Annotated in this window: 18 protein-coding genes, 1 tRNA gene and 6 pseudogenes; 19 read left to right on the top strand and 6 right to left on the bottom strand. The window is 55.9% G+C overall.

The window, feature by feature from the left end:
• Window positions 1-70 precede the first annotated feature (70 nt).
• The 7 genes from AB4P92_RS04970 to AB4P92_RS04940 all read left to right on the top strand — a co-directional run bounded on the left by AB4P92_RS04970 (window position 71) and on the right by AB4P92_RS04940 (window position 9,648).
• Complete coding sequence (locus tag AB4P92_RS04970; protein ID WP_395599015.1) at window positions 71-5,485, top strand: phage tail tape measure protein; 5,415 nt, start codon at window positions 71-73, stop codon at window positions 5,483-5,485.
• Window positions 5,482-6,357 carry a hypothetical protein gene (locus tag AB4P92_RS04965; protein ID WP_395598610.1) on the top strand — a complete coding sequence of 292 codons (876 nt, stop codon included), beginning with the start codon at window positions 5,482-5,484 and terminating at the stop codon, window positions 6,355-6,357. The genes AB4P92_RS04970 and AB4P92_RS04965 overlap by 4 nt, the downstream gene beginning before the upstream one ends.
• Window positions 6,357-6,710, top strand: a complete 354-nt coding sequence (locus AB4P92_RS04960; RefSeq protein WP_395598611.1) for a hypothetical protein — start codon at window positions 6,357-6,359, stop codon at window positions 6,708-6,710. The genes AB4P92_RS04965 and AB4P92_RS04960 overlap by 1 nt, the downstream gene beginning before the upstream one ends.
• A gap of 11 nt (window positions 6,711-6,721) precedes the next feature.
• Window positions 6,722-7,141 carry a hypothetical protein gene (locus AB4P92_RS04955; protein WP_395598612.1) on the top strand — a complete coding sequence of 140 codons (420 nt, stop codon included), beginning with the start codon at window positions 6,722-6,724 and terminating at the stop codon, window positions 7,139-7,141.
• Window positions 7,142-7,931: 790 nt separating this feature from the next.
• On the top strand, window positions 7,932-8,543 hold the full coding sequence (locus AB4P92_RS04950) for a DUF4376 domain-containing protein (RefSeq protein WP_395598613.1): 612 nt from the start codon (window positions 7,932-7,934) through the stop codon (window positions 8,541-8,543).
• Window positions 8,540-8,941, top strand: a complete 402-nt coding sequence (locus tag AB4P92_RS04945) for a DUF1353 domain-containing protein (protein WP_395599014.1) — start codon at window positions 8,540-8,542, stop codon at window positions 8,939-8,941. Before AB4P92_RS04950 ends, AB4P92_RS04945 begins: the two co-directional genes overlap by 4 nt.
• A gap of 284 nt (window positions 8,942-9,225) precedes the next feature.
• Window positions 9,226-9,648, top strand: coding sequence for a cell wall hydrolase (locus tag AB4P92_RS04940; RefSeq protein ID WP_395599013.1), 423 nt, complete (start codon window positions 9,226-9,228; stop codon window positions 9,646-9,648).
• A gap of 6 nt (window positions 9,649-9,654) precedes the next feature.
• Here the strand turns inward: AB4P92_RS04940 and AB4P92_RS04935 are convergent, their stop codons facing one another.
• Window positions 9,655-9,993 carry a hypothetical protein gene (locus tag AB4P92_RS04935; protein WP_395599012.1) on the bottom strand — a complete coding sequence of 113 codons (339 nt, stop codon included), beginning with the start codon at window positions 9,991-9,993 and terminating at the stop codon, window positions 9,655-9,657.
• A 223-nt stretch (window positions 9,994-10,216) separates the two neighbouring features.
• Between AB4P92_RS04935 and AB4P92_RS04930 the strand changes: the two genes are divergently transcribed.
• Window positions 10,217-10,285: transfer RNA gene (locus AB4P92_RS04930), tRNA-Pro, on the top strand.
• A 78-nt stretch (window positions 10,286-10,363) separates the two neighbouring features.
• Here AB4P92_RS04930 and AB4P92_RS04925 read toward each other — a convergent pair.
• A pseudogene (locus tag AB4P92_RS04925) lies at window positions 10,364-11,392 on the bottom strand (tyrosine-type recombinase/integrase); the annotation flags it as partial.
• A gap of 21 nt (window positions 11,393-11,413) precedes the next feature.
• Between AB4P92_RS04925 and AB4P92_RS04920 the strand changes: the two are divergent.
• The 4 genes and pseudogenes from AB4P92_RS04920 to AB4P92_RS04905 form a co-directional block, all read left to right on the top strand.
• Window positions 11,414-11,578: pseudogene (locus tag AB4P92_RS04920) on the top strand (recombination protein NinG); the annotation flags it as partial.
• Window positions 11,579-11,969: 391 nt separating this feature from the next.
• Window positions 11,970-12,401 (top strand): hypothetical protein, encoded by a 432-nt coding sequence (locus AB4P92_RS04915; protein WP_395599011.1) that lies wholly within the window; start codon window positions 11,970-11,972, stop codon window positions 12,399-12,401.
• A gap of 443 nt (window positions 12,402-12,844) precedes the next feature.
• A pseudogene (locus AB4P92_RS04910) lies at window positions 12,845-13,102 on the top strand (phage holin, lambda family); the annotation flags it as partial.
• A 59-nt stretch (window positions 13,103-13,161) separates the two neighbouring features.
• A complete protein-coding gene (locus AB4P92_RS04905) occupies window positions 13,162-13,392 on the top strand; it encodes a hypothetical protein (protein WP_395599010.1) in 231 nt (76 codons plus the stop codon).
• Window positions 13,393-13,403: 11 nt separating this feature from the next.
• Here AB4P92_RS04905 and AB4P92_RS04900 read toward each other — a convergent pair whose 3' ends face one another.
• Complete coding sequence (locus AB4P92_RS04900; RefSeq protein ID WP_395599009.1) at window positions 13,404-13,733, bottom strand: hypothetical protein; 330 nt, start codon at window positions 13,731-13,733, stop codon at window positions 13,404-13,406.
• 1,048 nt (window positions 13,734-14,781) lie between these two features.
• On the opposite strand from AB4P92_RS04900, the pseudogene AB4P92_RS04895 reads away from it, so the two are divergent.
• The 4 genes and pseudogenes from AB4P92_RS04895 to AB4P92_RS04880 form a co-directional block, all read left to right on the top strand.
• Window positions 14,782-15,261, top strand: a pseudogene (locus tag AB4P92_RS04895) (putative metallopeptidase); the annotation flags it as partial.
• Window positions 15,241-16,068: pseudogene (locus AB4P92_RS04890) on the top strand (minor capsid protein); the annotation flags it as partial. The pseudogenes AB4P92_RS04895 and AB4P92_RS04890, both read left to right, overlap by 21 nt.
• 637 nt (window positions 16,069-16,705) lie before the next feature.
• On the top strand, window positions 16,706-17,434 hold the full coding sequence (locus AB4P92_RS04885; protein WP_395599008.1) for a hypothetical protein: 729 nt from the start codon (window positions 16,706-16,708) through the stop codon (window positions 17,432-17,434).
• Between the two features lie 12 nt (window positions 17,435-17,446).
• A pseudogene (locus AB4P92_RS04880) lies at window positions 17,447-17,609 on the top strand (major capsid protein); the annotation flags it as partial.
• Window positions 17,610-18,038: 429 nt separating this feature from the next.
• On the opposite strand, the gene AB4P92_RS04875 reads toward AB4P92_RS04880, so the two are convergent.
• Both AB4P92_RS04875 and AB4P92_RS04870 read right to left on the bottom strand, forming a co-directional pair.
• Window positions 18,039-18,368 carry a hypothetical protein gene (locus AB4P92_RS04875; RefSeq protein ID WP_395599007.1) on the bottom strand — a complete coding sequence of 110 codons (330 nt, stop codon included), beginning with the start codon at window positions 18,366-18,368 and terminating at the stop codon, window positions 18,039-18,041.
• A gap of 190 nt (window positions 18,369-18,558) precedes the next feature.
• A complete protein-coding gene (locus AB4P92_RS04870) occupies window positions 18,559-18,864 on the bottom strand; it encodes a hypothetical protein (RefSeq protein WP_395599006.1) in 306 nt (101 codons plus the stop codon).
• Between the two features lie 392 nt (window positions 18,865-19,256).
• Here AB4P92_RS04870 and AB4P92_RS04865 point away from each other — a divergent pair, with 392 nt between their 5' ends.
• Complete coding sequence (locus AB4P92_RS04865; protein WP_395599005.1) at window positions 19,257-19,496, top strand: YceK/YidQ family lipoprotein; 240 nt, start codon at window positions 19,257-19,259, stop codon at window positions 19,494-19,496.
• 45 nt (window positions 19,497-19,541) lie between these two features.
• Here AB4P92_RS04865 and AB4P92_RS04860 read toward each other — a convergent pair whose 3' ends face one another.
• Window positions 19,542-19,949, bottom strand: a complete 408-nt coding sequence (locus AB4P92_RS04860) for an NADAR family protein (protein ID WP_395599004.1) — start codon at window positions 19,947-19,949, stop codon at window positions 19,542-19,544.
• A gap of 79 nt (window positions 19,950-20,028) precedes the next feature.
• Between AB4P92_RS04860 and tnpA the strand changes: the two genes are divergently transcribed.
• Together tnpA and tnpB are read left to right on the top strand one after the other, a co-directional pair.
• On the top strand, window positions 20,029-20,346 hold the full coding sequence (gene tnpA, locus AB4P92_RS04855; RefSeq protein ID WP_106120197.1) for an IS66-like element accessory protein TnpA: 318 nt from the start codon (window positions 20,029-20,031) through the stop codon (window positions 20,344-20,346).
• Window positions 20,343-20,678: an IS66 family insertion sequence element accessory protein TnpB gene (gene tnpB, locus AB4P92_RS04850; RefSeq protein WP_040266828.1), complete on the top strand. Its 336-nt coding sequence runs from the start codon at window positions 20,343-20,345 to the stop codon at window positions 20,676-20,678. The genes tnpA and tnpB overlap by 4 nt, the downstream gene beginning before the upstream one ends.
• Window positions 20,679-20,686 lie beyond the last annotated feature (8 nt).

The following is a 20,686-nucleotide window of genomic DNA, read 5'->3' as shown; positions in this document are numbered from 1 at the left end:
CGCTTCGGCGGGTTTTTTATTATCTGCAAACCGGCCACTGAGCCGGTTTTTTTATGCCTGGAGAAAAGCAATGGGGACTATCGGCGAACTTGGGCTTGCCATCCACTCCGAGTCGGCAGTCCAGGCCGCCGACAATCTGGATAGACTGGTCGAGTCGGGAGTCCGGGCGGAGCAGGCAGTTAATCACCTCGGGGAAACCTCTGAGCAGGCTAAAGCTCGCGTTCTCGGTCTCGCCAAGGCGGCTCTTGATTCAAGTACATATCAAGAAACCCTGAACCGCGCATACGAAGCGACGGCCGGGAGTGTGGCTGCGGCGGCTCGAGAACAGCTAAACCACTCCGCCGCAATGCGACAGAGCGCAAAATCCACAACCGAGGGCGTAGCCGCCCAAGAAAAGATCGCCGCATCTGAAAAGAAGGCTACCGCCGCAATAGCGGAGCAGCGGACTCAGCTTGAAAAGCTGTTGGCGCAAATCGACCCAACTACTGCTGCGCTTGCCAGGCTGGGCGATCAGCATCGCCAGCTGGAGAAGTTCAAGGCGGCCGGAGTTCTCGATCCTGCCACCTTTGCTGAGTACAAGACCAGGCTTCAGCAAGCAGAACAATCCCTGAATGGTTTCGGGAAAACACTTAACAGCACAGACATGTCCGCAAGAGCAACCGCTGCTGCTTTGCGGACAGTTCCATCCCAGATCACCGACATCGTTACATCCATAGCTGCCGGCCAGCCAATCATGATGGTGGCCATCCAGCAGGGCGGCCAGCTTAAGGATTCCTTTGGCGGGGTTGGTGCTGCTGCCAAGGCGGTGGGGGGGTACGCTGCCGAGCTGATAAGCCCACTTAGCGCCGCTGTCGCCGCGGCCGCCGCTGTCGGAGCGGTATTCTATGATGCCGCAAGAGAGATTAGTGTTTTCAATGAGGCTCTTTACTCAGGCACAGCCTCATCTGGGCAGACCGTAGAAAGCCTTGCGGCGATATCGAAAACTATCTTCGCTATCACTGGTGACATGTCGAGCGCAAAGGACGCCGTGATTGCCCTGTCCGGGGCGGCCAAGCTGAGCGCGACCCAGTTCGTCAACCTTGCTGAAGCCTCTGCGTCTATCGCTGAATTCACTGGCGCCAATGCGGCCGAGGTAGCGAAATCCCTTGGTGATGTTGGCGACAGCGCAACTAAGGCTGCCGAAAAGATCAGTGCGAAGTATGGGCTGCTAACTAGCGCCCAATACGAGGTGATTGCCGCCCTGGATGAGCAGGGTAAAAAGCAAGAGGCGCTTGATGCATTGAGCGGATTTCTCAATGAGAACGCCCAAAAGCGCCTAGCTGCATACAAAGCCTCTCTTTCTGGAATTGAGAGCAAGTGGAACGATATCAGCACGGCGATCAGCAACGCTTACAGCAAGGTCAAGGCGGAGCTATTTCCAGACCTTAACAAAGAAGCGGAGATCATTGAGCGAATCCTGAAAACCCGAAAGGATGGAGGGGTTGCAGGTGCTATTTCGAATGGCCTTAGCAAGGCAAACAGTCTGCTGGGGCTGGGCGATGGCGAGAATGATGACTCAACTCCAGCCCTAGAAAAGAAGCTGGCGCTGATAAGAGAGCGCATCCGTCTCGGGCAGCAAGAAGCGACCGTCTCGAGCGAGGCCGGCAAGGCAGATCAGCTCCGAATTGAGGCGCAGGCAAAGTGGGAATCACGCCACAAAGCAAACCTGTTCGATCAGGCAAAGCTTGAAGATGATATCAATGAAACAAGAAAGCTCGGCCTGGCCGCTGGAAAGTCCCAGATTGAGATCGACAAAGAAGTCGCCAACATCCAGGCGAAGTACGACAAAAGCCAGCCAAAAGGAAAGGTTGGCGCCGTAGATCTCACCGGCTTCAACGACGCCGACAACAAGCTCAAATCCCTCACTGCAAGCTTCCAGAACTCGATGCGGATTCTGGACGCCTCGCAGAAGGCCGGCCTGATCAGTTCTCAGCAGTATGCTGAGCAGAAGTCGGCATTGATCGGCAAGGAGAAGACCGAGGTCGAGGCCGCTTATAACGGCCAGATCACGGCTCTTGAAGCTGTGCGTGAGAAGTCGACCACTACCGGCGCCCAGCGTATTCAGATAGACCAGAAGATCGCCGACGCGCGGTCGAAGATGGTCGACGCCCTGAAGAAGCTGGACGCTGATCAGGAAGTGCTGTCCATCGAGATGCGTGGCCGATTGGACAAGGACGAGGCCGCGATCAAGGCGTTCGCGCAGACGGTTCAGGACAGCCTCAATCTCGCTCAGCGAGGGCTGGACAGTCAGCTGGCCGGGTTCGGTCTGAGCGATCGGGCACGCCAGCGTCTTCAGGAAGACTTGAAAATCCAGCAGGATTATCAGGACAAGCTGGAGAAGCTGACACGGGACCGTGGGCGCAACCAAATCAGCGAGAGCGTCTACCAGCAAGAAACGCAAATCCTCAATGACGCACTCGCAACCCGCTTGCAAAAGCAGGAAGACTTCTATCGTAAGGAAGATGCCCTCAGGGGCGACTGGTCGAACGGCGTATCGCGCGCCTGGAGAAACTACGTCGACGAGGCCAACGATGCCGCCGGGATGACCCAGTCTGCCTTCAGCAGTGCCTTCACAGGCATTGAAGATGTATTCGTCGACTTCATCACCACGGGCAAGGCGTCGTTTAAAGACTTCGCTGACTCGGTGCTCGCCGATCTGGCGCGAATCGTGGTCAAGCAGCAAGTCATCGCTCCGCTGCTGCAATCGATGTTCGGCAGCACGTCATCGGGCGGCGGTATCGGCCAGGCTTCGGGCGAGATGTTCGGCGGAGGAACTGGATCGGGATTTACTGACATCCTGTCGATGGGCCAGAAGGCTATCGGCTTGTATCAAAGTGGTGCCGGTCAGGCGTTCATGTCTGGCTTTCAGTCGGGCGCCGGCATAGTCGGCGGTATCGAAAGCGGCCTCACTGCTGGCTATGCATCCCTTGCTGGCTCAATAACTGGCAACACCGCGGCTATCGGCAGTTTGCAGGCAGGCTACACAGGCTCGGCCATGTCGAACTGGGTCGCCGGGCAGGCCGGGTCAGGAGCGAGCGCGGCAACAGGCGCGGCTTCTGGTGCTGCGTCCGGGGCCGGTGCGGGCGTCAGCACGCTGGGTGCCGCCGCATACGGCATTGGTGGCGCGATCATGGGCTACCAGCAAGCAGGCATTAAAGGTGCTGTGACTGGAGCGGGCGGCGCTGTAGCTGGTGCATACGCAGGCGCCGCAATTGGTAGTGTTGTCCCGATCATCGGCACGGCGATTGGCGCCGCAATAGGTGCAATCCTTGGAGGAACTGTTGGCTCATCTATTTGGGGGGGCGAATGGCAAACAAAGGATCAGGGTTTTCAGCTCGGAGTCACCGACAATGAGTTTGTCGGCAGCCAGTACGAATACCAGAAAAAGAAAGGCGGACTGTTCGGTAAGAACAAGAAGCGCACCCGACTTTCTGCACTTGATCCAGAGATGCAGAAGTCGCTGGACGGCGCGTACGACGCTACGGAAGGCTCCGTCCTCACGCTGTTTGATCGCCTCAACGTTCAGCTGAATGACGGCGTTCTCGACGGCCTCAACATTGCTTCAACCAAGATCAGCACGAAGGATAAGACGGCTGAGCAGATCCAGGAAGAAATCACCAAGTGGTTTGGTGGCGTGGCGGACTCCATGGTTTCCGCTGTCGATTCCGCAACTGGAGCAGGTCTAGGCGGTTTCAACTTCGAAAGCCTGACCACGTTCGTCAACAACCTGTACTCCGTCAACGACGTGTTGAAAAACCTGAATGTCGGGCTTTTCGATCTCAACGTTAACGGCGGGTACATGGCGCAGAGTCTGTCGGCCATGGCAGGTGGGATTGAGGCGCTAACCACCAGCGCGAGCACCTATTACGACAACTTCTTCACGGATACGGAGAAGGCTGACGACACGCTCGAGGCTGTCCGCAAGCAGTTCGAAGCAATTAACATGACGCTTCCGGCCAGCCGCCAGGGCTATCGAGACATTATCGAGGCGCTGGACGTGACCACTGAGGCAGGGCGGGCGATGTTCGTCACGCTGACGGGTCTTGCCGGCAATGCTGCTTCGGCCTATTCGATTCTCGAGCAGCGGGCGACCGACGCGCAGCAGAAGGCGGCCGCAGCAGCTCAAGCAATCATAGACGGCCTAATGGGCTCGGTTTCCAGTGCTCAAGGCGCCGTACAGCGCGCCATCTCGGCCCAGCAGAAAGCCGCACAGGATGCTTACAACGCTCGCGTCACTTCGCTTAATGACATGGTCAGCACCGCGACGGAAAACGTCAGCGGCCTGACTTCTGTCGGTAACGATCTGGGCGCTGCGCTCAAAGCTCTGCGTGGCGATTCGGATGACGCCGTGAAGATGCTGCGGGCCCAGGCACAAGCCACGCTGCAAAGCGCGCTGGCCACGGCTCGTTCCGGTGGGTCGCTGTCCGGCTTCACCGGCTTGAGTGATGCGCTGGATACGGTCAGCAGCAACAACACTGATTTGTACGGCTCCATGGAGGACTTCGCTCGGGACCAGGGTCGCACGGCTAACGTCGTGGCCGAGCTGAACGGGATCAACGGCAAGCAGCTCACCACCGCCGAGAAGTCGCTGAAGGGTCTGGAGACGCAAGTCGAACTGGCCAAGGCGGCGTATGAAGCACAGATGGCTCAGTTCGATTCGCAGCTTGAGTTCGCCCAGGCGCAAATGGACGCCCTCAACGGCGTCGACAACTCGGTCATGGGTGTTACGGCCGCCGTCAATGCCATGAACGCGGCAGTGGTCGCGGCGCTGATGGCGCAGGCATCAGGTGCAGCACAAGCCAATACCCCGCAGAACAACGCCACGCTCGTCGACACCATCTACAAGTCGGTGCTCGGGCGCGACACCAAAGGGGACGAGGCGGGCGCTGCGTTCTGGGCTGCGCAGCTGCAGTCCGGCGCGCTCGGATATGACCAAATCGCGGCGGCCATTGCTCAGGGCGCGCTGGGTAACGGTGCGGAGTCAGCGGCGACCAAGGCCAATGCCGGGAAGTTTCTCGGACTGCCAGGCTATGCCACTGGCGGCTTGATCAATGGACCTGGCACTGGAACCAGCGACAGCATCTTTGCCCGGCTTTCGAATGGCGAATACGTCATGAGCGCTGACGCGGTGCGGATGTTCGGAACTGGGGTGCTCGATCAGATGAATTCCGGTCTTGTCCCGGCTTTCGCTACTGGTGGGGGAATTGGAGAAACCGGGCCACAACTGGAAGTCACCGGCCCGAGTCGGATCTTCAATGCCAACCAGACGGCTTCGATGTTGCGGGGTGGCGGTGATAACGCTGCGCTTCTGTCCGAGCTCAAGCAGATGCGTGAGGAAAACAAATCGCAGCGGTTTCAGATCGCCAAGACAAATCAGCAAGTCGCCACGTTGCTTCAGAAATGGGACGCCGAAGGCGCACCGAAAGAAAGGGACTATGCCCTATGAGACTCATCAAACCGGTTGAAATAACGCCGGCCAAGCTGATCAGCAGCAACGTGCCGGAGACGGAATATCCGGCCTGGGTCGCTGGGTCTTATGGTCTGGGCGACAAGCGAATCAAAGACCATCACATCTATGAGTCGCTGGCCGCTGCCAACACCGCCGATCCATCTGACGCGACGAAATGGTTGGATTTGGGATTTACCAACCGCTGGCGGATGTTCGACAACAAGGTTGAATCACTGACCACTCGCGCTGGCACGATTGAAATCACGATCAAGCCGGGGGCGGTGGTCAACTCCCTGGCCTTGTTCAACCTCAAGGGCAAGTCGGTCACGGTCACGATGGTTGACGCGGTGGAGGGTGAGGTTTACCGCAAGCAAATCAGCCTTGTCGATGCCGGCGTCACCAATTGGTATGACTGGTTTTTTGAGCCGGTTGGTATCCGCACGGACGTCGTGGTGTTGGATATGCCGGCCTATGGTTCGGCCAATGTCGTGGTGACCATAGACGCAGGAGCCGAGGAAGCCGCTGTCGGACACTTGGTTATCGGAGCGGTCAAGCAGATTGGCACCGCGCTTTATGGCAGTTCGGTCGGGATCAACGACTACAGCCGCAAGTCCACGGATGAGTTCGGCAACACCGTTGTAATTCAACGATCGTTCTCCAATCGAGCCGAGTTCGATGTCGCCCTTGATACCTCTGAGGTGACCAAGGTTCGTCGGCTGCTGGCTGAGCTACGGGCCACGCCGGTGGTGTGGATCGGCGAAGAATCTTATGAGGCCACCATCCTGTTTGGTTTTTACAAAGACTTTCAGATCGTGTTTTCCGGTCCGACTGTTTCCGACTGCTCAATTACTGTTGAAGGGGTTACTTAATGGCTAATCCGCCTGTTATTCCAAACCTGCCGCCAGCGCCGACACGAAGCGATGGCCCGGCCGATTTCACGCCCAAAGCGGACGCGATGATTGCAGCGCTACAGCCGATGGTAGCGGCAGAAAATGCACTCGGCGCCTGGATGAACGGCACAGCGCAGCAAGTAGCGGAAGACGCGCTATACGCTGGTCAGGCCGCAGATCGAGCAGAGGCAGTTGACACCAATGTCAGCGAGCAGGTTGCCGCTGCCACAGCAGCAGCAAACAACGCCGCGGCCTCGGCAGTCGCCGCCGAATCCGCCCCTGGCTCAATCGGCAATCTCGCTTTGTTGCATGCCGTCGCCCTCTCTTTTTAGGAATTAAAAACATGTCCAATACATTTACCGCACCCTTTGTTCAGACCTACAAAACGCAGTCCGCCATCGCGCCGACAGCCGTTACCGGTATCGGTACATCCAGTATCGTTGGCGCTGTTCCTGTTTGTACCGCTGGTTCTAATGGGGCACTGGTCACTAAGCTGACGGCGATCCCAAGAGCGACGGTTACAGCTTCGTCCCTGGTTCTGTTTCTTGTGAAGTCTTCCGCCCCGACCGTATTCAACCTGATCGATTCCGAGCTGATGGCCGGATACACCCTCGCCTCTACCACTGCCATCCCTGAAACGGTTTTTGGCAACATTAGCGACGACACGCCGATCCGCCTTGAGGCAGGGGACGCCCTCTATGCGGGCTCCCAAGTGGCACTAGCTGCTGGCATAGTTTTTACGGCTCAGTGGGGCAACCTGTAATGGGCAGCCGGGAACTGGGAAATCCGCTAGGCAATCCTTTCGGGTTGCCTAGAAAAGCCGGCGGTGGGTTAAAGACGATAAATCCGACCATTGTCGATTTCATAAACGGGGCTTCCGGCACCTATACGATTCCTGACGGGTTCTCGTTTTTTCGCGTCACGGCAGTAGGGGCGGGGGGTTCTGGCTCCTTTACTGTCGGCAACAGTGGTGGCGGCGGCGGTTTGGCGAGAACCGGCATTCTTCCTGTAGTGCAAGGGCTGGCAATCTCATATAGCGCAGCAGCCGTACCTACGACAAATAGCGACGGCGCTGCGTCTACCGCGTCTTTCGGCGCCGTTTCCCTTGCGGGTAATGGGGGTAAGGTGTCCGGGGCAGGCGGAACAGGCGCGGGCGGGGACTTCAATTTTACTGGCGGATCTGGAGTGAATCGGGGCGGCGGCGGTGCAGCCGGCCCGAATTCTAATGGTGGCGATGGTGCGGCCAACAACACCAACGACCCCGGAGGTAACTCGACCGATGGGGGTGGCGGCGGTGTCGCCTCCCTAGGCTCTACCCGAGGAGCGGGTGGCGGCGGCGGGGTAATGGCAAAGGGCGCGTCACTTTATCCTAACGGCGGCCTTGTTTCTTCAGGTGGTGCAACCAAGGAGTACTGGGGGGCTGCCGGGCTCACACAGTTCACGCTGAGTGGTGGTAATGGCGGAGACTGGGGCGGTGGCGGTGGCTGCCGCGCAGTAGGGGCTTCAGGGGGAACGGGATCTGTAGGTGGCTATGGCGGGGTGAGGGTCGAACTATGGTAAAGGTACAGAACGATATCGCAACGCGCGAGCCCCTTCCGCAGTTCCTGCAAGGCTTGCTGCCTGAATCGCTCACCGATCTGTCGTGGACCGATCCGGCGCTAGGCGTGCAGGGTGTGGCCTGGTGGCCCGAAGAAAACACTGAAGGCGAACTCGGCGCCGACAAGAAGTGGGGCGCCGAGGTATTGACCATCGACGCCGAGCGCAAAGTGGTGAAGGTCGCCCGCAAGCAGGTGGCTATGACAGCGGCCGAAAAGGCGGCTCGGGATGCGCTGCTTGCTGCTGATTGGCGCGATCGGATTGCGGCTCGTCGCTATGCCGCCGAGACATCCGGCACGATGATCGCCGGCATGCCGATCGATACCGACGACCGCAGCAAGACGCTGATCAATGGCGCGGCATTGCGGGCGTACCGGAGCACTGACTACGTGTTGCGCTGGAAAACCTCAGACGGCTTTGTCGATCTGCCAGCCGCCCAGGTGCTGGCGATTGCCGACGCCGTAAGCGAACACGTTCAGCTCTGTTTTGACCGTGAGGATGTGCTTCTCGGCGCAGTGGCCGACGGCTCGATCACCGCTGAGATGCTGGAAGAGGGGTGGCCTGCATGAGCCGTTTTATCACCACGCTGAAAACCGACCAGACCGACCGCCGAACCTACACGCTGCTGGCTGACCTGGTGCTGGCCGATGAGTACGAGCGCACGATCATCGTCCCCGCTGGCTTCGTCACCGACTTCGCCAGCATCAAGGTGCTGCACAACGCCTTTCTATTCGTGCTGTTCGCGCTGGTGTCGGGGTACGGGAACTATGCCGCGACCATTCATGACTGGCTGTACTTCGGCGGGCAGGTAAGTCGCAAGGAGGCGGATGCAGTTCTGTACCGGGCGTTACGTGCGGAAGGGGTGGCGAGGTGGAGAGCGTATTTGTTCTGGCTGGGAGTCAGGCTAGGCGGCGCGAAGCAATACAAGACCCCGACCCGTTCGGGGTTTTCTTCGTCTGGAGACTGAAAAGACGAAGCCCCGGTGAGCTGTAATCACCAGGGCTTCTATTTCTGCGATGGGGACATCGAGAACTTGCCGCCAATGTTACCAGGGGGGATAAAAAAGCAAAACCCCGGCGGTTCGCAGTCGCCGGGGTTTCTATTTTCTCTGCGTACCCTCATAGGCGGAGAACGTGCGTAGGATCCTACCAGCGCCACCGCCATGAGCCAACCGCCAGCCTAATGGCTATCGACTACAGATTTCAGTTATACAGCCCGCCTAGTGCGGGTTTCTTTTTGTCTGGAGAAAACATGACCGCCACCGAGAAAGACCGAGACATCCTTGCGCGCACGCTGTGGGGCGAAGCTAGAGGTGAAGACCTGATCGGCCAGATTGCCGTTGCCTGGACTATCCGCAACCGAGTGAACGACGGCAATGCCAAATCATGGTGGGGGGAGGGTTACGCGGGCGTATGCTTGAAGCCATGGCAGTTCAGTTGCTGGAATAAGAACGACCCGAACTATCAGTTTCTGATTGGCGTGAAGCAAATCCCGTTCCGCGAGCTGGCGCAATGTCGGATTGCTGCTGACCAGGTGATCGACGGCAAGGTGGCAGACCCTACCGGCGGCGCCACACATTACTACGCCACCAGCATCAAGGCGCCGGCGTGGTCGGCGAAGGCCAAGCAGACCTTGAAGCTCGGGCACCACATCTTCTTCAAGGATGTCCCGTAACGGCGATCATTCTTCCTCGCTATCGCGCCTTTCCCTGAGCAGGCGTTGATTTTCCTGAAACAAGACGTCGGCCTGATGGGCGATGTTGGCAAATCTACTGAGCTGGCCAGCCTGCTCACTTATTTGGCAGTGGAGCCGGGCAACGTCGGATTGAGCTTTCTTCAATTCAACCTTGAGCTGGTCGTTTTCCTGAACCAATCCCTGCACGTTCTCGAGTGCTCTCGCCAATTTAAGGGTGAGCGCCTCGAATTCGTTCTCGTACATCCTGAGCTGGTGACGGCAGGTTTCGACTGGCTCAGGGGTTCCGAGCCAGTCGTCGGTGTCTTCTATATAGAGGGGATCCACGGGAATGCCTTGCTGAATACTGGTTGCATATACAGTAATCGAGGTGGGCAGAACGGGCGAGCGTGAAGCGACGAGCTGTAAGGTTTTGGATTGGTGTTCAGTCGGCAGGACGCCGGGAGGGTGCCAAAAAGGCTCAGTGACTTTCCGAGTGACTTTGTAAAACGCGGTTGCGCACAGTTAGGCATCGTTGCAGCGAGCGCCCGGCGCGAAGCCTCTGATTTGGCGGGCTGTAGAGCAGTCCGCTTGCATGGGGTGCTAGGGGTCGAGTGTTCGAATCACTCCGTCCCGACCATATTTACTGAGTAAAATCAGACACTTAAGCCGATCAGTCAGATCGGCTTTTTTGTGCCTGCGCAAAACCCGCGCAAAACTACCCGGTGATTTCGCTGATATTCAAATCAGGAATTGCCTCTGACCAGACGATCTCGGCATGGTCTTTCTGGTAGTTCTTCGTCATGGTCTCGCTGGCGTGGCCGGCGATCTTCTGACCGTCCTTCCCGGCTTTCTGATACAGGTGCAGCGACAGCGCTCGCACTTCATGGAAGCCCGGCATTTCCTCTTCCTTCCATCCCTTGTAACAACCCGCCGCATCCCGGGCCTCCTTGAAGGCTCGCGTCAAATATCGCTCTTCGACCTGCGTCCAGTGGTCCTTCGTCTGCGCCTGCTTCTGCTTTTTGCGGTCTGGGCGGCGATGGATCAGGTAGGGCGAGACGATGTCATCCCGGCACCGGCTGATCACCGCCTGGAGTTCTTCGGTCACTTTGAACCGGATCCACGCCGCGTCGCTAGCCTTGGCCGTCTTTTGCTGAACCACATACAAAAACCCTTCCCGAACACCATCGAACCGCATATTCAAGATGTCCGTCCGGCGCTGCGCGGTGATCAGCGCCAGGTCGATCGCGTTCTGCAGCCAGAACGGTGACTTCTCCCGGATGGCCTTCAGGCCTTCGACGGTGTGTCGCTTGCGCTGCTTCTTCTCAATTCGATTGATGGTGCTGGCCGCCGGGTTGTCCGGGCACAGGCCTTTTGCTGCTGCATGGTTGAAAATGTCGATCAGAAGGGCTCGGCACTGGTTTGCAGTGCGCGGGGTGAGGACGTCCAGCATCTCCGCGATCATGCGGATCGTGATCTGATCGATGGCTTTGCCTTCGAACTGTTTCCGGAAACGACGGAAATGCACGGCTTACAGGCCCAAGGTTCCTTTCGCCAGTTCCCTCGGTGGCAGCACGTCGCGTTCGTATGCGTCCAGGAAGCCGGCGAACGATTCGGATGTACTGCCCATAACCGCGCCGATCAGGTCGGCGCCGCGCATGAACTCCAGATTCAATTGCTTAGCCGCATCAATCGCTTTGATTCGGTCCGATCCGAACTGGAACCACTTACCGTCGGTAGAGATACGCATGACCTCATCGCTGTAGGTCACCTCCGCGAAGCTCAGGCCGCGGTGAACGAGTACGTCCGCCTGCGTGACGCGCACTTGCCTTGCATCAGCTGCGACTCAATGCCGAACGACAACGACCTGATGACGTGCAGTCGCTGGGACGCTGGCCACTACCGATCTGTCGGCGCCTGCCCGGACCGGCGCGGGTCGCTGCTGAGATGGATGCCTTCTTCGGCGTCAGCATCGACACAAAGAACTGGGCGCGTGACTGGATGGGACTCTGGGAAACCCTGAAAGAAGTCATTCAGGAAGTGGATATTCAGACACAACAACCTATTTGGCAGGTTATTCACGCGGAAAAAGATATAGAGGCGGCATAAACATATGGATTTGACGGCGAATTGCGGTTATCTTTCCCATAGTGCGCAATTCACGCAACACGCACACGAATACCTGAGCCCGGCCATCGAGCCGGGTTTTTTATGCTCGTTACTGGCGCATTGCCATTGTCCGTTCTTGAGATATCTGATCAAATTTACTTGGCTAGAAATCCTCCCGACGTTGCTAGACGGCGTATGAGGGGATTGAGCTAAGAATGCTAACGTTTAGCAAGCTGGGTCATAGATCGGAAAAGGGAAGAACAAGTTTGAGCGGAGTCTTAGAGACATTTAGTTTTGGCAAGGCAGTGGCAGTTCAAGCATGGCCAACATTTTGGCTTGCTTTGATATGCATTGGGGTTGTCTTGATCGTTATGAATTTGGTCTTGAGCACAAATTACCAGCGAAGCTTTGGTGAGGTCCTATTCAAGAAGGGCTATGTTTTGGCTTGCCTAGTTATATTCGCGCTTTGCGTGGCTATTCCACATGGCTGGGAGTACTTGCTGCATCCGGTTGTGGATTCGGGCGGGTTCGATAGCAAAGAAATCGACTCCCCTGAGAAAGTATTGTTTTTTGGCGATCTGGTAGGTTCAGTTATCGGACTTCTTGCGGCATTTGGTGCAAGTATCGGGTATCAGAAGACGCACTAAAATGCTTTTTTAGATGCTGAGATTTATCAGCATAAACCCCGCCTTGCGCGGGGTTTTTTATTGCTTGAATTCCACTGCAGCCGGGACAGCCTTCGGGAAGGCAGGACGTCGATAGCCGGATAGTGCGACGTACGGAATCAATGCCAGCAGCCCGCGCACCCTGACCTCAAACATGCTTTCAGGGTGGCGCGTGACTGGATCAGCGAGATAGATGCAAAGGGGCGTCGACGTTGAGAAGGCCTTTGGCCGACAGCTCGGAAAGACGAGCGCACCTATTCAGGGCCTCTGCATTCGCAGGGGCTCTTTCGCATCTAAGAGGTAGACGATCAAGAGCGAATACCGGCAGATCTTTGAGTCGATCATTTCACAGGAAGCCAAATTGGCTGAGGTGAAGCGAATGCACGATGAAGCTGTCACCCATCTAGAGCAAACAACTGAGTGGGTATGCGGCTGCGCTGTCCTGCGCGATGGCCGTTTTGAGGATTACCTACGGAGGCGGCACACGTCGCCAGATGCTGGTGGAGGGCGCCATTTGCGGCGGCCTTACACTGACCATCATCAGCGGCCTGGATTTCTTCGGCCTGCCACAGAGCATGGCCACCTTCGCCGGCGGCTGGGTAGGCTTTCTGGGAGTGGAGAAGATCCGGAACATCGCGGCTCGGGTGACTGACTTCAAGTTGCCGAGCCGCAAGGCCGAGTAAGTCGCGACACGTTTCGAGAATCATCAAGTTGTGTCGCGACACGCGACGAGGAGAGCAACATGGATAACCAGCACAAGAAGATCACCGGCTACCGCGATCTGATCCAATCTGAAATCGACAGCATGAATTCGATCAAGACTCTTGAGGCGGACGCCGGCGAATTGTTCAAACAGATTGGTCAGATTGAAGGTGTCGACTCGCGACTGCTGGCATTGGCCAAGACCAACTTGCAGCAAGGCTTCATGTGGTTCGTTCGCTCGATCGCAAAACCCGCTGATCCTTTCAACTGATGTTCATTGGTTCATATGCGGACTTTGTACAATTCCCAGCAAGCGTTGATGGCCTCTTCGCGGGTGACAAAGAGTGTTTTCGCTTGTTCTGGGTGCGGAATTTTCAGGTCAGTAATGGGGCTTAGCAAAGTCAAAAAATCCCGAGGATCGCGATTCACGTGCACTTCCTGCATCTGAGTCAGTAAATAGCCCTCTGCCGTAAGAATCGCAACAGCTGCCTCCTTGTGATTACGGGCAAAAGCGATCGCGGTCTCATTTGCCTTATCGCGATTCCCGAGCAACAGCATGGAGGCCGCGAGCTGCACTGCGGCCTGGCCTGCCTGGTTTATGAAGTCAATCATGTCCAATAGATCCTTGTGGTTGGCTTATCCGACATTGGGGGTCGTTTCGTGCGAAATCAAGCTTTGGTGGGATCGCAGCGACCGGTACCGTCAGCCGAATAGGGCCGAAAGACGAAGTCACGGTGTTCGGTCTCGGGCCAAAGTGCCACGACCTGCAATGTCTGGGTGCGATGCTGCTCGGCGAGCAGAAACTGATTGATGTGCTGCTGGATGGCGGGGAAGAGTAGGTGTGCCGCAGGTGAATGCGGCACGAAAACTAAAATTTTCTGCGCTTAACGGCTCGGGAAGACGACACATTGCACCAATGGCTGGGACGCTGCGATGCACTCCTCACCTCGTTCGTGCAACGGCTGATAGAGACTTCCCAAAATAAACCCCATGATCGCCCAAATAACGCAGTAGATCTTAGGGCGTTCTTTTGGGCCATCTGTACCATTTGCGTACGCGATGCCCTTCCGCAGCTGGCGGGCTAACAAGTAAAGCAAAGGGCATAAAACTGCTAAAGCAAAGCTGAATAGGCCAATCGTAGGGGTCATGTCTGTTTCTCAAAAGCTGATAGGGAGCTCAATCCTTTGTGCGGTTCTCAGTCCAGCCAAAAAATGACGTCATTTTAATGACTGCCTGATTGGATCCAACTAATACAGGCAACACGCCATCTTTTCAATCCCTCCTTCTAACTATCAGTGAACCCTTATGACAACCAAGCAACCCGACTGGGAGGCGATCGAACGAGCCTGCCCAGCCGAGATTGCAAACATCTGGGCTTACTGAGCAGGCAAGCAACAATTCCGGGCTCTACGCATTCCGGAGCGATCATGAAAATGATGACTGCTACTGCAAGTACTAAGTAAATCGTGTTTTTCATCCTGCGAGCCTCGTTGGTTAATGAGCGCTCATTAGGCCCCGGCTGGCTCGCACATTGGCGGGCAATCTGCCCCTCTTTTGGGGGCGAACTCTGAATTGAGAAGGTTCTTCTGGTATGAATCGGCCGCGTCCTCCTGCGTGATTGGTCGAGCTATCCGATCTTTCGGATTTCGGCACCCGCCTGATGCCAGCCCCCGAAGTATGGGAATGGCTCCAAGCCGAGATCCTTGCCGACACAGGCAGCATCCACAACGAAGACCACGCCCATCTGATCGATGCGGACATTCGTGTGATGTGGGCATCTGCTGCCTTCACGAAGAAGGGGCGGACAGTAGTTGGCCAGGCCGAACAGGTATCGTTCCGCGCTGGTGGTTGGCAGAAGGCTCGGATGGAACAGCAGATGCTGGATTGGTTCGGCGACGTTCCGGGCTACATCATCACCCTGGCTGCCGACTACTGCGCCCAGTGCAGCGACGCTGACTTCTGCGCTCTGGTCGAACACGAGCTGTATCACATAGCCCAAGCGACCGATAAGTACGGTCAGCCAGCGTTCACCCAAGATGGTTTACCCAAGCTTGAGATGCGCGGACACGACGTTGAAGAGTTCGTCGGTGTGGTGCGTCGGTATGGGGCGAGCCCTCAAGTGCAAGAGCTGGTGGAGTCGTACCCCGAGCAACTGATCCGCGCGTACCTGAATGGCCAGTTCGTCAACCTGACGTCCGGGTCGATCTACCACGCCTACGACCGCAAGCTGAACCAGTGCTTCGACACAGTGCAGCCAGGCGAGCCGCTGTTCATCGGCATGGACTTCAACGTCGGCAAGATGGCGGCGATCACCCATGTCAAACGTGACCAGGGCCTGCCGCGCGCCGTGGACGAGTTGATGGATGGCTATGACACGCCAGACATGATCCGCCGGATCAAAGAGCGGTACTGGGAACACACCAACCGCAATGCCAGCACGGTCGTGCACACCGCGATTCAGCATGTGTCGTCTCAGGCGCGCATGGAGGTGGCCAAGGCCAACACGGACATCGTGTCCGAAGTGGAGATGGTCGCCACGCTGGACAGTAAAACCAGCCAACAATGCCGGTCGATGGACAAACGAAGGTTTCCGGTCGATTCCGGGCCGAGGCCACCGTTTCACCCGAATTGCCGTACGACGTTCGTTCTGCTGACCAGGCTCAGCGAGATGTTCGCCAAGGGCGCTACGCGGGCAGCGGTGGGCGCAGATGGAGCAGGACAGGTCAGCGCGAGCCTCGACTATTACCACTGGCTTCAGCAGCAGCCTGCTTCGTTCCAACACGTGGCAATCGGGCCGATGCGGGCAAAGCTGTTGCGCGAGGGCGGACTGAGCATTGAGCGTTTCGCAGAACTACAGCTTGATCGCAATTTCGCGCCGCTGACGTTGGTGCAAATGAAGTTGTTGGAGCCTCTGGCATTCGAGCGTGCAGGATTACTTGACCTATAGTGCCTTTGATGTCAGTTTTTTTCGAATTCTAGGGACGGGGCGGATTTGATGCTAAGTAATATTAATGGCGTAGATAAAAAAATTGTTTTTGATTTTGCATATGACTTTTTATGTGAGTTTAATCCTTGCCTTTCGCGAAGATCTTCGATGTTTAAATCATATAATAAGGGGCTTGGTGAATTTAGGGCTATTTTATATGACTTATTCCATAGGGGGCGTCTAGCCAGAGAGGTCGCTAACTCGATTTTTCTAGCGCTGATTCTTATTAGGCGTAACGAGATTCTAAGGTCAAATGTAACGAGGAAAAATATAGAATTTGCGTTCTCGTTGATTGGCGATCGTTCGAGAGTCTCAAGCAGGGACGTGCGACGAATTTGTAGGATTATGGTTGCGCACTATAGGATTGAAAGAGCTGCAAACTCAGGTGGCGCATTTCAAATTTTTTCTAGTTTACATGAATCGGGTGCGGCGTATGAGTATGAGAGGTTTCTGACCTCGATGACACCCCATATCGATGTTTTGGAAATGTGTTACGACTTCAAATTGAGCTGATTAGATCTGAATAACTATAAACCCGCTCCGGCGGGTTTTTTTATGCCTGTAAAGCGGGCGACATATTCCCAAGGGGTGCATCAACGTGGCAGAAGAAAACGAAATCGACCTGGAAAATCCGGCAGTCAAGGCCGCTATCGCGACTGCCGTTGAAGCTTCCGTTTCTGGCCTGAAAACCAAGAACACCGAGCTGCTGGGCAAACTGAAAGACACCACCGGCAAGCTCACTCAGTTCGAAACGCAGTTCGAAGGCATCGACATCGACGCCGTCAAAGGTCTGCTCAGCCGAGCAGGCCAAGACGAAGAAACCAAGCTGCTGACCGAGGGCAAGGTGGATGAGGTCTTCAATCGCCGCACCGAGCGCCTGCGTGGCGACTACGACAAGCAGTTGAAGACCGTTACGGCGCGAGCTGAGAAGGCCGAAGCATTCGCTGCCAAGTTTCAGGGCAAAGTCCTGAGCGATTCGGTGCGCGGTGCTGCACTGAAAGCCGGCGCACTGCCGGAAGCAACCGACGACATCATTCTGCGCGCCAAAGGCGTGTTCTCGCTGAACGAAGAGGGTGAAGCGGTCGCCGTTGATGAATCCGGCCAGGTCATCCTTGGCAAAGACGGCAAGACCCCTCTGACTCCGCTCGAATGGGCGGAATCACTGCGCGAAAGCGCACCTCATCTGTGGCCAAGGGCCTCAGGGACACAAGCCCCGGGCGGGGGTGGCGGCCAGGCTGCATTCAAGCGCTCCGAAATGACTGCCGAGCAAAAGCGCGACTACCAGCGCAAGCACGGCCAAACCGCATACCTGCAATTGCCCAAGTAAGGGGATTCACCCATGGCAACGACTGTGAACAGCGACCTGATCATCTACAACGATGAGGCGCAAACCGCATACCTGGAGCGTGTCCAGGACAACCTCGATATCTTTAACGAATCGTCCAATGGCGCGATCGTGCTCGACAACGAGTTGATCGAAGGCGACTTCCGCAAGCGTGAGTGCTTCGAATTCGTTTTCGTACATCCTGATCTGGTGTCGGCAGGTTTCGAGCGAAGTCGGGGTACCGAGCCAGTCGTCGGTGTCTTCTATATAGAGGGGATCCACGGGAGCGCCTTGCTGATTACTGTTTGGATGTACAGTAATCGAGCCGACGCAAGCGGGCGAGGGTGAGGCGACGAGCTGTAGGATTTTGGATTGGTGTTCGTCGGCAGGACGCCGGAGGAAGGCTAAGCACTGTAGGAAAATACAGCGCTAAGTTGTTGATTCTTATAGTGTGTAAAGGCGCTTTTTTACCCTGCGCTTTTAGGGCTGTTTTACTTATGCATCAATAGGTTGCGTGTGTTTCGGGGTCACCTTGACATAGTGGGGGGTGTTCCGGGTAGGAGAGGCTGTCGGCCCAAACCAAACTGATACCTTGCCATGTCATCAACTACTTGTACTTCACATCGATAGTCACTTTGCCTTTGCTTCCAAGCGATGCGGAAAACTCTACACCTTCGATTGGCACGCTGAAGTGAGCACCCACTTGCTCGTCCATAACTATTGTCATGCTATCTACACCACTTCGCTGTCCCTCACGGATGATTGCGGTGGCAGCTTCGGCTTGCTTGGAAACACCTGTAGCCTGTGAGGTACTGCCTATGGTGTCTATAAGCTTTCCGACAGCCCACAAGATCGGGACGAAACCTACCCTGTCCTGGATACTATCCATAGCGTCTTTGATGCCTTCGCGCGTAGTCAGATCGAAATGCTCAGCCATGCTTTTTTCATTCCTTTGATTGGCATGTGGTGGAAAAATGCTTGTACCAATTTTTGTACCAATGACCGTGTAAAGCAGGTAAAAACCGGGTATGCCTAAGTAGGCAAGTGCCCGGATTCATTGACTATTGTTACTTTGCCTTACCCCTTTAGAATCGCGGTGTAATTCTCATCTACGACAGGAACAGGGCTCATTCTAAAGGTTTAATATCGTTTTGGGGCTCAATCTGTAGAGCGGCCCGTTTTGCTTTTTGTTTTACGTATATGGCATGCACAAAAAAAATCGGGAGTATGGCTCCTACAATAGGTGCCGCAACACGCCAGTATCCAACGCATAGCCCAAGGAGTATTGGAGGCAGGAAGAGGCCAGGTTCACGCCAAGCGAGGTATAGGACAAGCAACCCGAGCATGATAAATGCCAGCTTTATTGCAATGGCAAAGGTCACGAACATTACAAACAGGTAGAGCCCAAACGGGACATTCACGACGAATTTCACTGGCGTAACTCTCCTTATTCGTATGGTCATGGTATACGGAAAATGGCTAAGCGCCACCTCTCGTGTGCACTATGCGCCTAACGCAGCGGCACAGTTCACTTCTAGCTAGCTGGAGGAGTGATGCGCAAAACCTCCGGTGGAGGCCACGGATTACCGTTTGCATAAGCACAAAAAAACGTGTTTTTTGTCACCCAGAATAGGGGCGGTATTTGTTTTATATCAATGAGTTAAGCGCGTACAGGTCCCAGCATGGGGTGCTAGGGGTCGAGTGTTCGAATCACTCCGTCCCGACCATATTTAATGAGTAAATCAGACACTTAAGCCGATCAGATAGATCGGCTTTTTTGTGCCTGCGCGAACTGATCTGCGCCGTGAAGTAATAAGGACGTTACGTGTTTCGAACAATTATTTTGCTGGTTCTTATCGCCGGTTTAAGCGGATGCGCGGCAACCGCTATGCGAATGGATTACGACAAGCATCGCTGTCCCTACATTGGTGTGCGGTTTGATTGGTGGTTAGTGGGCACTTCCAAAGGGAAACTGATCCCGTTTTTACTAATCGATGCACCGTTTTCATTAGTGGTCGATACGGTATTTTTCCCCTTCGAATATCAATACAGCTGCAACCTGTGAGCTGCCTGACTCGTCCGCCCCGAGATGAGTTCTGGCAGGGTGGAATCATTTCCCATCGCGTACCTGCATTAACGCAAACCCCAAGAGATTCAAGCCCTGCCACAGATTTGGATTATTAGCGTCCGCGTGATCCTGGGCGAGCCCAATGCCCCAAATGTTATCAACCGGGCTCGCTTCAACGATGATGCAAGAACCGGTGTCCTTGAGGAAATTGTTCAACTCCGGGTTTTGCGAAAACTTGGCTTTGTTCGCGCGCACAACAATCTCATATCGATGTTGCAGCCAATCCTGCTCGTTAAATCCGGAGATCTTGCGGCCCAGTGTTTTGGCTGCATTGGGGGTGGGGGCCTGAAGTATTTGGGCGCGAGTTTCCTGATCACCAAACAAAACTGCCTTCTCGGCCATCATGTAGTGTTCGGCGGTTGGGTAGCGGTAACCGTCCGGCCAAGTCACCTACCGAACTCCAGCATTAAGGGCGATGGTGTCCGCGTATTTTTAAGCGGACGCGATCGCCCTTATCGCAAGGATTTCCATGCGCCAACGAAGCTCTTACCCGAAACCATTCAAAGCCCAGGTCGTCCAGGAATGCCTGCAACCCGGAGCGACAATTTCCAGCGTAGCCATCCATCACGGCATCAACGCCAACGTGATCCGCAAGTGGCTACCGACTTACCGGGATCAATCGCCTGCAACCTTGCCGGCTTTCGTTCCGGTAAAAACGGGACCAAGGCGAGCATCAGAAGAGATGGTGATCATCTCGCTGCCTCTGGGTGATAAATCCATCACCGTAAAATGGCCAGCCTCGGATCCGGACGGCTGCGCCTGTTTCATTCGTAGCCTGGCCCAATGATTCGCGTCGATGCAATCTGGCTCGCCACCGAGCCTATGGACATGCGCGCCGGCACTGAGACTGCGTTGGCCCGAGTGGTCGCGGTGTTCGGTGCGGCGAAGCCGCACTGCGCTTACCTCTTTGCCAACCGTCGGGCCAATCGGATGAAAGTCCTGGTGCACGACGGCGTCGGTATCTGGCTAGCGGCACGGCGCTTGAACCAAGGTAAGTTTCATTGGCCAGGCCTCCATCGTGGAACGGAGGTCGAACTCGACCCCGAACAACTCCAGGCGCTGGTACTTGGATTACCCTGGCAACGAGTCGGTGCGGGCGGTGCAATTACATTGCTTTAAATGCTGCC

Source organism: Pseudomonas sp. A0308 (genome assembly GCF_044218815.1).
Lineage (GTDB): Bacteria > Pseudomonadota > Gammaproteobacteria > Pseudomonadales > Pseudomonadaceae > Aquipseudomonas > Aquipseudomonas iridis.
This window is presented reverse-complemented; position numbering and strand designations above follow the sequence as displayed.